General features: G+C 66.9%; 10 protein-coding genes. 8 read left to right on the top strand and 2 right to left on the bottom strand.

Features of this window, described 5'->3' with window-relative positions:
- Positions 1–34: 34 nt before the first annotated feature.
- A complete protein-coding gene (locus MNI96_RS19705; protein WP_249695922.1) occupies positions 35–1,114 on the bottom strand; it encodes an ABC transporter ATP-binding protein in 1,080 nt (359 codons plus the stop codon).
- Positions 1,114–1,905, bottom strand: a complete 792-nt coding sequence (locus MNI96_RS19700) for a DeoR/GlpR family DNA-binding transcription regulator (RefSeq protein ID WP_249695920.1) — start codon at positions 1,903–1,905, stop codon at positions 1,114–1,116. Before MNI96_RS19700 ends, MNI96_RS19705 begins: the two co-directional genes overlap by 1 nt.
- A 320-nt stretch (positions 1,906–2,225) precedes the next feature.
- On the opposite strand from MNI96_RS19700, the gene MNI96_RS19695 reads away from it, so the two are divergent.
- From MNI96_RS19695 to MNI96_RS19660, 8 genes are all read left to right on the top strand, one after another.
- Positions 2,226–3,173, top strand: a complete 948-nt coding sequence (locus MNI96_RS19695; protein ID WP_249695918.1) for a metal ABC transporter solute-binding protein, Zn/Mn family — start codon at positions 2,226–2,228, stop codon at positions 3,171–3,173.
- 6 nt (positions 3,174–3,179) lie between these two features.
- Positions 3,180–4,013: a metal ABC transporter ATP-binding protein gene (locus MNI96_RS19690; RefSeq protein WP_283776586.1), complete on the top strand. Its 834-nt coding sequence runs from the start codon at positions 3,180–3,182 to the stop codon at positions 4,011–4,013.
- A complete protein-coding gene (locus MNI96_RS19685) occupies positions 4,013–5,257 on the top strand; it encodes a metal ABC transporter permease (protein ID WP_249695917.1) in 1,245 nt (414 codons plus the stop codon). The genes MNI96_RS19690 and MNI96_RS19685 overlap by 1 nt, the downstream gene beginning before the upstream one ends.
- On the top strand, positions 5,257–6,180 hold the full coding sequence (locus tag MNI96_RS19680) for a metal ABC transporter permease (RefSeq protein ID WP_249695915.1): 924 nt from the start codon (positions 5,257–5,259) through the stop codon (positions 6,178–6,180). The genes MNI96_RS19685 and MNI96_RS19680 overlap by 1 nt, the downstream gene beginning before the upstream one ends.
- 249 nt (positions 6,181–6,429) lie before the next feature.
- On the top strand, positions 6,430–8,778 hold the full coding sequence (locus MNI96_RS19675) for a hypothetical protein (protein WP_249695913.1): 2,349 nt from the start codon (positions 6,430–6,432) through the stop codon (positions 8,776–8,778).
- Positions 8,779–8,783: 5 nt separating this feature from the next.
- Positions 8,784–9,878, top strand: coding sequence for a hypothetical protein (locus MNI96_RS19670; RefSeq protein WP_249695911.1), 1,095 nt, complete (start codon positions 8,784–8,786; stop codon positions 9,876–9,878).
- On the top strand, positions 9,871–10,830 hold the full coding sequence (locus MNI96_RS19665) for a hypothetical protein (RefSeq protein WP_249695909.1): 960 nt from the start codon (positions 9,871–9,873) through the stop codon (positions 10,828–10,830). The genes MNI96_RS19670 and MNI96_RS19665 overlap by 8 nt, the downstream gene beginning before the upstream one ends.
- Positions 10,808–14,473 carry a PLL family lectin gene (locus MNI96_RS19660; RefSeq protein WP_249695908.1) on the top strand — a complete coding sequence of 1,222 codons (3,666 nt, stop codon included), beginning with the start codon at positions 10,808–10,810 and terminating at the stop codon, positions 14,471–14,473. The genes MNI96_RS19665 and MNI96_RS19660 overlap by 23 nt, the downstream gene beginning before the upstream one ends.
- Positions 14,474–14,540 lie beyond the last annotated feature (67 nt).

Genomic DNA, 14,540 nt, shown 5'->3' with positions numbered 1-14,540 from the left:
CCGTTTGCGGCTCCTGTTGATGTCGTCCTTCGCCTCAACCGGCGATGCGGGCTCCCGTGGCCGCCGCGAGATCGTCGCGGCGATGGCCGGTGGTGCCGTCGAAGACGTGCAGGTCCTGCGGCGCGAAGCCGAGGCGGATGTCCGTGCCGGCGGCGATGTCGTGGTCGCCCGGCAGGCGGACGGTAAAGATGGTTCCACCGGCCTCGCAGTCGATCAGCATGTCGGCGCCGAGATATTCCAGGCTCGCCACCCGTGCGGCGAGCGGGCCGCGGTCCGCCAGCATTAAGGACTCGGGCCGCAGGCCGACCTTGTGGGCGGCGAGACCCGCGTCCAGGTCGGCCAGCAGCGCGCCCGGCAGCACGTTCATCGGCGGAACGCCGATGAAGCGCGCCGCGAACGGCGTCTCGGGCCGCTGGTAGAGGGCGCGCGGATCGCTCGCCTGTTCCAGGCGGCCGCCGTTCAGCAGCACCACCTGATCGGCCATGGTGATGGCCTCGACCTGGTCGTGGGTGACATAGACCATGGTGAAGCCGAGCTTCTTCTGCAGCGCGCGGATCTCCACCCGCATCTCATGGCGCAGCTTGGCGTCGAGATTGGACAGCGGCTCGTCCATCAGGCAGACGGGTCGCTCGGCGATGATGGCACGCCCCAGTGCCACGCGCTGCTGCTGGCCGCCCGACAGCTGCGAGGGCTTGCGGTCGAGCAGGGCGGACAGGCCCAGGAGGTCGGCGACGCGCTTCAGCCGCGCCTCGCGCTCGTCCCTGGCCACACGGCGCACCTTCAGGCCGAAGACGATGTTCTCGGCAACGTCGAGATGGGGAAACAGCGCATAGGACTGGAACACCATCGCAAGGTCGCGTTCGGCCGCCGGCAGGTGGGTGACGTCCCGCCCGCCGATCAGGATGCGTCCCGCATCGGCGCTTTCCAGCCCGGCGATCATCCGCAGCGTCGTCGACTTGCCGCAGCCCGACGGGCCCAGCAGGACTGTGAACGTGCCGGCGGGCACGCGGATCGACAGGTCGTCGACCGCCTTGTGGGCGCCCCAGACCTTCGAGACATTCTCGAGCAGGATTTCCTGGCCCCCCGGGCGGCCGTCTGTCGCGGGCGTGTTCATCAGCGCTCCTCGTTGTTGTTGGTGCACACCACGCTCTCGCGTCCGGCCGCCGTCAGCAGCGCCTCGACGGAGGCGGGCAGGGCAGCGTCGCAAAAGACCGTGGCAACGTCGGTGATGTGGCCACCGCGCACATGCGCGGGCCGGCCGAACTTGCTGGCGTCGAGCACGAGGAACGCGCGTCGGCAGTTGGCAAGGATCGCTTGGCGCGCGGCGACCTCGTCCTCATGGAAGTCGAGCAGCGTGCCGTCGGCATCGACGCCGGCGACGCCGAAAATGCCGATATCGACCTTGTAGGCGGAGAAGAAGCGCTCGGTATCGGCGCCCAGGATGTCGCGGTCGCCGTGGCGCAGCCGTCCGCCGGCGATGGTCACTTCGAAGTCCGGGTTCTGCGAGGCGGAGAAGGCGACATGCAGGTTGTTGGTGAACACGCGTAGCCCCTGGTGGCGGCCGAGCGTCTGCATCACGATCTCGGGCGTCGTGCCGATGGAAAACGCCAGCGAGGCGCCGTCCGGCACATGGCGGGCGACGGTCTCGGCAATCGCCCGTTTCTGCGGCAGGTTCAGGATCTGCCGGCGTGCGTAATGAAGGTTGCCGGCGGGCGCGGGGGGCTCGACACCGCCATGGGTGCGCCGCAGAATGCCGTGCTCGCACAGCCGGGTGAGGTCACGCCGGATCGTCTGCGTGGTTACCTCGAACCGCTCGGCCAGCGCCTCGACCGAGGCGAAGCCGTTCGACTGCACCAGATCGGCGATCTCGCGCTGGCGCGCAGTTATGGCCAGGTCGCTGGTCATGAGCGACTGTCTTCCTCCCGAATGCGGACGTTTCGTCTCTACTTCGTTCATATGAACATAGCACAACGTTCATATGAACATACAATGACAGAATTCACCTTGGCGGAAATTGAAGTCTCGTTTTGCCGGCTGTCCGCGTCGCAGGGGGTGTCGTTTGTTTCTGCAAATGGTTCGCAATTGCATTGACAAACTGCAAATGGTTCTCATAATCATTAAAAGGAAGCAGGCTGCCGGCCCGCATCAAGCTCGGCAGCGACACCAGAACCACGGGATGGCAGCGCATGTGCAGCAGGGTCTTCAGCAGGCTTCGACGGATCGCAATGGCGGGTGCGCTCGCACTGGCGGCTTTGGGCGTTCTTTCGCCCGCCGGGGCGCGGGCCGAGCCGCCGCTGTCGGTCGTCGCGACCACCGGCATGATCGCCGATGCGGCCCGGCAGATCGGCGGCGACAGGGTGAGCGTGCGTGCGCTCATGGGGCCGGGCGTCGATCCGCATGCGTATCGCCAGACGCGCACCGACATCGCCGCCATGGTCCGCGCCGATCTCGTCCTGTGGCACGGGCTCTATCTCGAGGCGCAGATGGAGGAGTTCATGAAGGAGCTCGGCGCCCGCAAGCCGGTCGTCGCGGTGGCGGAGAGCCTGCCGCGCGAGCTGCTGATCTCCCATGTCGACTATTCCGACAAGTTCGACCCGCATGTGTGGATGGATCCGCGCCTGTGGTCGCGGGCCGTCGAGACGGTGCACGAGGCGCTCGCCGCGGCTCGGCCCGAGGATGCGGAGGTCTTCGCCGCGAATGCCAAGGCCTATCAGGACGAGTTGGCGCGCCTTGCCGACTATTCGGACACGGTCTTCGCCAGCGTGCCCGAAACCGCGCGGGTTCTGGTGACCGCGCACGACGCCTTCAGCTATTTCGGCCGCGCCCAGGGCTTCGAGGTGCTCGGCATCCAGGGCATTTCGACCCAGAGCGAGGCCGGGCTGCAGCGGGTGGCGGAACTCGTCGATATCCTGGTGCAGCGCAAGATCGGCGCGGTCTTCGTGGAAAGCTCGGTCTCCGACCGGTCGGTGCGGGCCTTGATCGAGGGTGCCGCGTCCAGGGGGCACACGGTCGTCATCGGCGGCGAGCTTTTTTCCGACGCGATGGGGGCGGAGGGTACCTATGAAGGCACCTATCCGGGCATGATCGACCACAACGCCACGATCATTTCCCGCGCCCTTGGCGGCGAAGCGCCCGAGCGGGGCATGGCCGGACGGCTGGCGGTGGGAAGCTGAGGGAGCATGATGGCCATGCGGGCGCGGGACAGGATCGAACTGGTGCAGGGTCGAGAGGCCGAGGCTGCGGCACGGGCGGAGGCCGCACGGGCGGCTATGGCCTTGCGGGAGATTACGGTCTCCTACGGCGAAAGCCCGGCGGTCTTCTCCGTCGACGCCACCTTCCCGCGCGACAGCCTCGTCGCCATCGTCGGCCCGAATGGCGCCGGCAAGTCGACCCTGCTGAAAGCCGCGCTCGGTGTCGTGCCGCGCCTGTCCGGCACCGTCACCGTCTTCGGCACGCCGCTGGAGCGGGCGCGCGAGCGGGTGGCCTATGTGCCGCAGCGCGCGTCGGTCGACTGGGACTTCCCGACCCGCGTCATCGACGTGGTGATGATGGGGCTCTACCGGGAGCTCGGTCTGCTGGGCCTGGTGCGGGCCAGTCATCGCGAGCGGGCGCTTGCCTGTCTTGCCCGTGTGGGCATGACCGATTTCGCCACGCGCCAGATCGGCCAGCTGTCCGGCGGGCAGCAGCAGCGGGTGTTCCTTGCCCGCGCGCTGGCGCAAGGGGCGGATCTCTATTTGCTGGACGAGCCCTTTGCAGGCGTCGACGCGGCGACCGAGAAGGCGATCATCGACGTTCTGAAGGAACTGAAGGGCGAGGGCCGCACCGTGGTTTGCGTACATCACGACCTTGCGACCGTCGCCGACTATTTCGACCGGGTGCTGCTGATCAACACGCGCCGCATCGCGGAAGGGCCGGTCGCCGAGGTCTTCACGGCCGAGAACCTGCAGGCAACCTATGGCGGACGGCTGGCCTCTGCGCATATCGACCAATTGCGGTTGTCGGAGCAGGGGTGATGCCTATGTCGAGCCCCCCGCTGGAAGCCTTTGTTTCCGCGCTCCTGCTGCAGGCCGGCTACAACGCGGCGCTGGTCGCCATCGGCGCGGGGCTGCTCGGCATCGCCGCCGGGGCGGGGGGGACCTTCCTGTTCCTGCGCAAGAGAGCGCTGGTGAGCGACGCCATCGCCCATGCGACGCTGCCGGGCGTCGGCATCGCCTTTCTCGTCATGGTCGGCCTCGGGCTCGACGGGCGCAGCCTGGTCGGGCTGCTGGCCGGCTCCGCCCTGTCGGCCGCGCTAGGTCTCCTGTGCGTCGAGTGGATCACCCGCCGCACCCGCCTTGCCGAGGACACGGCGATCGGCGCGGTGCTCTCCGTCTTCTTCGGCTTCGGCATCGTGCTGCTGACGGTGATCCAGACCCTGTCGCAAGGCAGGCAGGCGGGGCTGGAAGGCTTCCTGCTCGGCTCGACGGCGGGCATGCTCTATTCCGACGCGATGGTGATTGCGCTCGGCGGCGTGCTCGCCGTGCTCGCCCTGGTCGCGTTGCGCCGGCCGATGACACTGGTGTCCTTCGATCCGGGCTTTGCGGCCGCCCTCGGACTCAACACCCGCCGCATCGATCTTGCCATGATGCTGCTGGTGCTGGCCGTCACCGTGACGGGGCTGAAGATCGTCGGGCTGGTGCTGGTGGTGGCGCTGCTGATCATACCCCCGGTCGCCGCCCGGCTGTGGAGCGAGCGGACCGACCATGTGGTGCTGATCGCCGGCGCTATCGGCGGTGTGTCGGGCTATGCAGGCGCGGCCATGTCCGCTGCCGCACCGGGCCTGCCGACGGGGCCGATCATCGTGCTCGTCGCCTTCTCGCTCTTCCTGCTGTCCCTTGCCTTCGCGCCCGGGCGCGGCGTGCTGGCTGCCGCCATTCGCCATCGCCGCTTCCAGCTGCGCCTGCATCGCCGCCAGGGCCTGCTGTCGCTGGCGCGGGGCGAGCCGATCTTCGATCCGCTGACGCTGAAGGTCCTGCGCCGCGAGGGGCTGATCCGCCCCGACCGGGTGCCGACCGAGGCCGGGCGCATCGAGGCGGGCCGCGCGCTGGTCGACGAGCGCCGTTTCGAGGTGGCGCGCCGGATCCACCGGGACGATCCGCTCAGCCACCGCTACGATGGGCTCACGCCCATCACGGCCGTGATGACGGGCGACGAGATCGCCGAGATCGACCGCATGCTTGCTGCTTCGGCGATGCTGCGGCGCGGGGAGGGAAGCTGATGGGTGCCGAGTTCGTCCAGCTGTCGCTGACGCCGATCCTCATCGGCGTGCTGTCGGCGATTGCCTGCGCCCTACCGGGCAATTTCCTGATCCTGCGCCGGCAGGCGCTGATCGGCGATGCGATCAGCCATGTGGTGCTGCCGGGCATCGTCGTTGCCTTCCTGGTCACCGGCAGCCTGGCCAGCCTGCCGATGCTCCTGGGCGCGGCCGGCGCCGCGCTGGTTGCCGTCGTCCTCATCGAGACCGTCCGCCGGCTCGGCCGCATCGAGCCGGGTGCCGCAATGGGCGTCGTCTTTACGGCGATGTTTGCCGGCGGCGTGCTGCTGCTGGAGCAGAGCGACACCAGCGGGGTGCATCTGGATGTCGAGCATGCACTCATGGGCAATCTGGAAAGCCTGATCTGGTTCGACGCGACCGGCTGGGGCTCGCTGCTTGATCCGGCGGCGCTTGCCGGCCTGCCGCCCGAGCTGCCGCGCATCGCACTGGTCGCCGCCGTCATGACCATGTTGATGCTGGTGCTCTGGCGGCCGCTGAAACTCTCCACCTTCGACGAGGGCTTCGCCGCGACGCTCGGACTGCCGGTGCGGCTGATCGGCCTGGGGCTTGTTGCGGCCTCCGCCGTTGCCGCCGTTGCGGCCTTCGACGCGGTCGGCTCGATCATCGTCATCGCCATGTTCATCTGTCCGCCGGCGACGGCGCGGCTGGTGACCGAACGGCTGGAGCGCCAAGTCGCCTGGAGCACAGTCTTCGCCGCACTCTCCGCGGTGCTCGGCTATGTGCTGGCCGGCTACGGGCCGCAGTGGTTCGGTGCTATCAACGCCGTCAGCGCCGCCGGCATGATCGCCACCGTGTCCGGCGTCATCCTGGCCATTGCCTGTCTTTTTGCTCCGCATCGTCGGCGCGTTGGCCAGCCTATGGCTTGATATTTTCGCCGATGATTGCGATTTGTTCCTTCATTTCAATGTATTTTACTATTTTCATAAAATACCTCTGCGTAACTATGACAGTTTTTATAAGGTTGTAATTTTAATTTTGACTTGAAATGCCTGTTCAATGTCGAAAATAGGATCAATGTTGCAGCTTCTATCGATTGTGTGAGCCTGCCCTCAGTGCGAAAATTCGCGCATAGAGTGTGATTTAAGTTCATTCAATTTTTTCGATGGAGGGCTGTGATGTTCGACGTCTCGAGCGTTCGCGAGATCGAGTACGGCGCCAGCGGCGTCACCTATGTCTACCAGGACCACGACAATCCCAAGCTCTGGTACATGGTGCCGGTGCCGCGCCTGCGGACGCTGGACGGGGCACCGTCCTTCGGGATGACCGAGTACACCTCCAATGGCGGGGGCATCGCCGGTCTTTGTACCTTCGAGATGGAGCTCGTGCAGCCGCTGGAGGCACGCCGCGCGGCCGAGGAGATCCTCGGCTCCGACATTTCCTGGGGCGGCTTCGTCTGGGTCGGCGGTACCGCCTATTTCTACTACGACATCGCCGGCGAGAACGAGGTGCTGGCGGTCGAGCCGACGCTCTACGGCACCAATGTCGCCGCTTTCCAGATCGAGCTGGCGACGCCGGAAGCGGTCAACAGCTTCAAGAACGCCTTCAGCGGCGACGAGGGCGGTGCCTCCACCTTCCGCGTCGAATACGAGATGCAGGTGCTGACCAAGCTGCTCGGCGCCAAGGCCACAGTGATCTACACCGCCGAGGCGGCCATCGAGTACGAGAAGAAATACAAGACCGTCCGCGATACCTGGGGCAACCAGAAGCAGGTGCTGCAGGAAGTCAAGCAGGTGCTGCGCCAGTCGGGCGCGGGCGAAGTCAAGGTCGAGCTCGGGCCGGGCAGCAGCGACGAACTGGCCCAGAGGGTGCGCGACTGGGGCTGGACGACGCTGGAGAACCAGGTCGCCGATACGGTGGCGGCGGCCGCCGTCATGGCCACGGGTCCCAATCCGGTCTCGGCGACGACCTCGTTCAACCAGACTTACCAGGAAGACACGGTGATCGACTGGTCGACGCCGGTGAGCAGCTTCATGCGCCGCTTCAGCCCGGACGAGTGGAAGCAGGTTTTCACAAAGGTCGACAACCGTAAGCTGTCGGTGGTGTTCAACCTGATCGGCGAGCTCAACCGCTCCGGCACGGACGACCCCGTGGCCGAGACCGTCACCGTGACCGTCACCTATCCGACGCGGCCGACCGACAACACATTCACGCTGATCGTCACCGACGGCGACCAGTCCTCGAAGATCTACGACGCGCCGGGCGACTTTTCTGGAGGCAGCTACAATCCGGAATTCACCTATACCTATGTGATCAACTTCAAGGACGGCAAGACCTTCAAGAGCGATCCGATCACCACGACGGACACGCTGGTCAACATCACGCCGAACGTCTTCGGAACGCGGCAAGTGACCTTCATCGGCCAGAACATCCCGTTTTCCGGTCCGGCCGGGGTGCGGGAGGTCAATATCGACTTCTTCTTCGCGCCGCCGGCGGGCAACCCGGCCATCGTCCAGACCAAGACTCTCACCGCCAACGGTGCGGAGAACGGGGTCCGTTTCGACAGTTTCTACAATCTACCCATCGGCCAGAACTACAGCTACCGGCTGCGCTACCAGATGGCCGACAACAGCGAGATCGTCTCGGAACCACCGGGCGCCCTGTCGTCCGCCCCCGACTATACGGGCTCGGGCAATGCCGACATCGTCTTCGTGGCCGATCCGAAGGGGCTGTTCACCCAGTTCACGCTACGGGCGTTCAACTACACGACGGAAACCACGACGCTGCTGCTGGTGGACGTCAACGCCCAGTATTTCGATCCGGTCAACAATGGCGACAAATGGATCGCCGAGAACACCTGGTCGAACTGGCAGCCGACAGGGCTCCTGAGCTTTGCCGAGCCCCGCTGGAACTTCCAGGCGGTCGACAACACCAACAATGCCTATTTCAACCTCTCAGGCACGATCTTCTACTCGAACGGCGAGAGCTTCACCCTCGACGGCTACCGCCAGTCGAGCGAATACAAGACCATGACGGTCACCAACACGGTGCAGAACTACAGCGTCAAGGTCGACAGCAGCCTCGTCGACTGGACGCAGGTGGCGAGCGTCAACCTGACCATGTTCCAGTTGAAGCCGCAGGTCCGCGAGAAGTTCGGCAAAAACGTGCCGGCCTTCCTGTCGCGGCCGCGCCACGAGATGACGACCGCGCAGCGGATCGAGGCAGAGGCCTCCCAGCAGAATGTGATGCTGTTCAGCCTGCTGGGTGCGCCGTCCGGCGTCGTCGTCGACAGCCTGGAGCGGTTCTACGGCATCCAGCGGCCGATTGCTGAGCCGACGATCGAGTTCTACTACACGGCGGTCTATGTGCTGAAGGACGGCACGACCCGCGAGCTCGAAAGCCAGGAAGTCTCGGGCCGCCTCTCGGTGGAACTGCCGGCCTTGCCGCCTGCGACCGTGACGCCGGGCCTCGTACGTCAGGTGATGGAGCCCGGAGCGCTGGCCGCGCGGATGCGTCAGGGCGGGTGATCGCCATGTCCCCGCCGATCCCCTCCGGGAGCGCGCGGTTGCAGCAGGGGCCGGGGGCCGCTCCCCCGGCACCACTCCCGTCCTTGCAGGCGGGAGCCGGTCCGGCTGCAGCCGTCTCGCTGCTCGACCGCCTGCTGGCCGCGATCCGTCCGCTGCTGCCGCCGGCGGTGCTTGCGCCCGACCGTCTACCGAGCGACCTGACGCCGTCCGGCGCGCCGATGGAGGCGGCCTTCGTGTGGGCCGACGGCGAGCCGGGCTGCGATCCCCGCGTCAGTCTCGATCCGGCGCCCGGCGCGCTGCCCGGGACCCGGCTCGAGGCTGCGCTGTCGCTCTGCCGGGCGGTCGCGGGCGCGGAGCCGTCGCCCGAGGTGTCGCGGCTCGTCGCGCGCCTGTCCTGCTGGCAGCGGCAGGCGGGCGGGCGCTATGGCGCCTGGGCGGGCCTGCGCCAAAGCGCATCGGGCCGCCTTGCGGCCAAGCTCTATCTGGAGGTGGCACCCGCGGTGGATGCCGCAGGTCGCCCGCGATGGGTCGGTTTCGAGCAGCGCCTTGCCGGCGCTCCGCCGGTGCTGACGGGGCGGAACGTCCGGCCGACGATGCTGGGTGTCACGCCGGATGGCGGCGTGCTGGAGCTCTATTATCGCACCGACCCGCTGTTCCCCGGCGATCTCGATACCTTGATGCGCCGGTTCGGCCTTGTCCCGCGCGGACGGGAGATCCGCCGGCTGGTGGAGCGGTTGACCGGGCGGAGCGTCCGCTTCGAGATCCCCTCCAGCGATGTCGGCTTTTCCGTCGCTTTCCAGATAGTGGGCGAGGGGCGGGCGCAGCGCGCCCATGCGCTGGCCTTCACCTTCTATTCGAACGCTGCCGCCCTGCTCGGCCCGGACGCGCGCGTGACCGAGGCGCTGCTTGCCGAGGGCGCCGTGCGCGGCTGGGACATGGCGGCCTACCGACACGCCCTCAGCGGTTCCGGCGCGCCGCACGGCGAAGCCCCGCTGCAGCGGCACGGGCTGGTCGGCCTGGTGCTGGCCGGCAAGGCTTCGGCGCGCGTAACGGCAACGCTGGCCGCCTTCGGGCAGAGCCGGGAGGCCTGCCATGGCTGAGCCTGCCCCGCGTCTGGTCGATCTTTTGGCCGATCTTCTGGCCTTGCAGGCCCCGTCCGGGGCTTTCCCCTCGCAAGTGGAAACGCCTGCGGAGGCGGTCGCCGACGAAAGCTGCTTCGTCACCGCGCAGGTGGCACTGCTGCTTGCTGCGCTCGGCCGAAGCGAGGCGGCGATCCACGCGCATGCGCGGGCGCTGGACTTCCTGGAGACGTGCGAGGATGCGAGCCTGCCGGGAGCCTTCCGCTTCTATCCGCAAGGGGGACGCGGGCCTCGCCTGATCGACGGCCTGCCGCCGGATGCGGACGACAGCGCGCTCGCCTGGATGGCGCTGGTCGGCGGCCGCCGCCGCGAGGCGCGCGAAGGGCTGGTGCGGCTTGCCGGCCTGTTGCCGCGCCTTGCCTGCGGGCCGCTGCGCCGCGGCGATCCGCCGTTCGCGCGGGCGCCGCTCCTGCGCACCTGGTTCCACGAAAGCGATCCCGGCCCCGTCGACCTGACGGTCAATCTCAACGTGCTGGCGGCGCTCGCCGTTTGCGGTGCAGGGCGCTCGGGCTGTTCGCTTTCCGCCCTGATGCCGCGGCTGGCCGGGCGCATCTCCGCAGCCGTCTCCCAGCATGCGCCCAGCCGTTCGGCGATGCGCGTGCTCAGCCCCTACTATGCCCACCCGGCGGAACTGGCGATCGCCGCGCTGCGGGCGCGGGCCTGTGGCGTCCCCGGCCTCGACGGCCTTGCCGCATCGCTCGCCCCGGTGGATGCGCGCGACCGCGCCGCCCGCCGCCCGCATGACCGTCCCCTCTATTGCAATGCCCATGGCCGCCCGCTCTGGCGTGCCCCCGCCCTGCAACTTGCCCGGCTGCTTGCCGACCGGGCGACGACCCCTTTCGACCTGTCTCTTTCACCGGCCAGATTTTCGGGAGGTTTCCATGATTGCGATGCCCAGATCCGTCCTTGCTGAACTCGATGCCGGCGAGCGCCCGGCGGCGCGCGCCAGCACCAAATACATGGAGACTTTCCAGCTCTCCCGGCCCGCGCTCGGCGGCACCGATATCGTCACCTATGCGAATGCCGCCGGCGATCTCGACCTCTACACCATCGGCACCGGGGGCGAGGTCTACCGCCTGCGCCGGGGCGAGAAGTCGATGGCGCCCTATGACGACACCGACCTGCATATCCGAGGCCGGCAGCTCTTCCTCTACACCTCCGGCACCGAAGGCAGCGACACGCCCAACATCATGACGCTGGGCGATACCGGGCAGCTGTCGCTGGCCGAGTACCAGGCGACCACCGGCAGCTACTACCAGCGCGAAACCAAGCCGCGCGATGCAGGCGAGACCATCCGCCAGTTCCGCGGCGCGCGCGGCATCACCGGCAATGTCTATGTCAACGTCATGCTGGATGTGCCGGGCGAAGACTACGGCCTGCTCGCCAACAATTTCTTCAAGCCGGGCACCAGCGAATGGGCGGGCCCGGTCTGGGCGCCGGTGATGGGACCGGGCGGCACGCAGGCCCAGGTCAAGAGCATCGCCATGGTGGCCAATAGCGCCGTGCAATCGGCGATCTTCGCCATCGGCAAGGACAATTCGGTCCTGTTCAGCGAGACCAGCGACCGTACTTCGGCGCTGCGGGTGCTCGGGCCGAAGAAGGCGACGGCGCTCTATGTGGTGGCGGATGCCAACGACCGGCTGGCGATCTTCGCGGTCGAGCTGGGCACCGGCAAGCTGCTGCTGAAAAAGGAGAAAAAGTACCAGTCGGGCACGGTGAAGCAGTTCGACGACTGGATCCAGGTCGATCCCGCGCAGAGCGTGCCGCTGACCGAGATCTATGCCTCCGTCACCTTCGACGACCTGCTGCAGGTCTTCGGCATCGGCAGCGACGGACGGCTGTGGCGGGCCGGGCAGGCGCCGGGCCGCGGGCGCAGCGCCGATCCGGTGTGGCAGACGCTGTTTCCGCTCGGCAACGAGATCCCGTCCGATCCGGGCTCCAAGGCGACGATCTTCACCGTCGGGCGCGACCGGGCGGGCTATGCGGAGGCCTATACGGTGTCGGCGGCCGGCGACCTTACCCGCTTCTGGCAGTCGCCGACCTCGCGCCAGTGGTTCGACCAGCGCATCGATCTGCTGCGCCAGGACAACGACATGGTGCCGGTGGAGACCCACGCGCTGGAAGTGGTGGTGCTGGACGAAGACGGCATGCCGCTGTCCTTCGCGCCGGTCTCGATCCAGGCCTCGTTCCTGGTGACCCTGTTCGTCGACGGCCGCTCCTACCGCTGCAGCCAGCTCAACCGCGTTGCTGCTCAGACCGGACCGGGCGGCAAGCTGGTGATCTACCAGCAGGCGACGGCGCTCGCGGCGGCGACGATCTATATCGAGACGCCGGGAACGCTGGCCGGTACGCCCATCGTGGTGGAACCGAACCTGCAGCTTCAGGAAAAGCTCGCCAGCCTTTCGGTCGCAGACATCAAGAACGCCAAGGATGCGGCCGGCAACTACCTGCTGCCGGCCGAATATCGCAGCAGCGATGAATATGCGCAGAGCCTGCAGCAGATCACCCAGGCCTCGATGGAGATCGCCGGTCAGCGCGAGACGCGGGCCGCGCGGGTCGTCTACCACACGGTCTCCCGGCGCAAGGCGGCGCGCGGCTTCGACCCGCGGCTGGACTTGCGCGCCATGTCCGGCACGGCCTGGTCCATCGACTTCACCTCCGGCTTTCCGCAGTACCAGCCGATGACGCTCGCGCAGGTCGCCGAGTGGAAGGGCGAGCGCCTTGCCGCCATGCGCGCCTCGGCGGCCAATGACGACGGTGCCGAGGTCGCCGGGTTCCTCGGCATCGACTGGGGCGATGTGTGGAACGGCATCAAGAACGCGGCGAACTTCGTCATCGACGGGCTGACCAAGATCGTCGTCGAGATCATCGATGGCATCGGCCGGGTGCTGTTCGAGATCGCCGGCAAGGTGTTCGAGGCGATCATCGAGTTCGTGCAGCAGGCCTTCGACTTCGTGCAAGGGGTCTGGAACTGGCTGAAGGTCAAGCTGCGCCAGCTGTTCGAATGGCTCGCCTTCCTGTTCAACCTCGGCGATTTCCAGCGCATGGCCGAGGCGGTGGAACACAACACCCGGGTGCTGCTCGACTTCACGGCCGCCGGCGTCGACCACGTCAAGGACATGATCCTGTCGGGCATCGACACGCTTAAGGAGTCGCTCCAGTCGGTCGTCGACACGATGATCGACGAGCTCAACAAGGACGACAATCCGACCTACGACCAGTTCTCGTCGCAGCAGGAGATGACCGACGACCAAGCCTACGAGATGGAACACAATCTCTTCGCCAATGCCTACGAGCAGAATGGCGGGAAGGCCGACGAACGGGGCGGCGGCAGTGCGGTCAGTCTGATGAGTTCCAGCGCCCTGTCGAGTTCGCTCGACGGGCTGATCGCGATGATGGAGGACCTTGCCAACAACTTCCAGTTCGGCGACGGCAAGGAGGCGTTCGAGGAGGCGCTGACCTTCTTCACCGCCATCGGCGATGATCCCAACAACGCTCTCAACCTGTTGATGAGCGGCGTCATCAAGCTGATGGAGAGCGTCGCCCTTTTCGCGCTGGACGCGGCCAAGGGCGTCATCGCGACGCTGATGGACCTGGTCCGCGAGGTGGTGGAATCCTTCCGCGACGTGCTGTTCTCGGAATGGGAAATTCCGGTTCTGTCGCAGCTCTACAAGTTCTTCACCGGCAGGAGCCTGTCGATCCGCGTCAGCCAGATCGCCTCGTGGCTGGTCGCGATCCCGGCGACGCTGATCTACAAGCTGGCGACCGGCAAGGCGCCGTTCCCGGACGAGGCTTCGCTCGATGCCTACAAGAACTACGTCACCGTCGACTGGGTGAAGTCGAAGTTCGGCATGACGACGGAAAAGCAGGTGCTGCTTGACAGCACCTCGGAGAAGGTGGTGGCCGGCGTCTCGCTCGGCATCTACGCCGCCGCCATGGTCGTGCGCATCTTCACCGACGGGCTCACCGGCTTCCTCAGCTCCACCGGCGCGATCCCCGACCAGGGCAGCAAGGTGCCGGAGGGGCTGAAGAATTACTCGAAGAGCTGGACGCCGAAGGGCAAGAACCTTGCGGGCCTCGCTGCCGTCCTGATGCGCTACGTCACCACCTTCGCCACCATGCCCTGGCTGATCCGGCCCGGCTCGCCGGCGCCGAGCTGTCCGGCCGGCGATCCCGGCTTTGCCGGCGTCATCTGGATCTGCCAGGTGATCGCAGGGCCGACGCGCGGACTGCTGATCCTGGCGTTTCCCGGCGGCAAGGCGCGCACCTATACGGCGGAGCTGACCATCACGCTGTGGGGCTTTGCCAATATCGGAATGATTTCATGGAATTACGCGGCGAGTCCGAAAAAGGACAAGCTCGCCAAACTCGGCCTGTCTCGGGCGCTGACCAACGTCATTCCCGGTCAGGCCACTCGCTTCCTGTTCGTTCCGGATATCCAGGAAGCGACCTATTACATCCCGGCGATCATCGGCGAGGCGCTGATCGTCGTCGGCAATCTCGGCTCCGCCGGCGTCGCCGTCTGGGAACTCACGGAAGTGGTGAAGGACGAGTGAGACGACGCCTGCGGCGGTCCGGGAGGAGGGGCGGCGCCCTTCTCCCGGACCCTTCGATGCGGACAAG

The sequence above is a fragment of the Stappia sp. WLB 29 genome (genome assembly GCF_023507705.1).
GTDB lineage: Bacteria > Pseudomonadota > Alphaproteobacteria > Rhizobiales > Stappiaceae > Stappia.
Note: the sequence above shows the minus strand (reverse complement) of the source record. Positions and strands in the feature narration are given on the sequence as shown.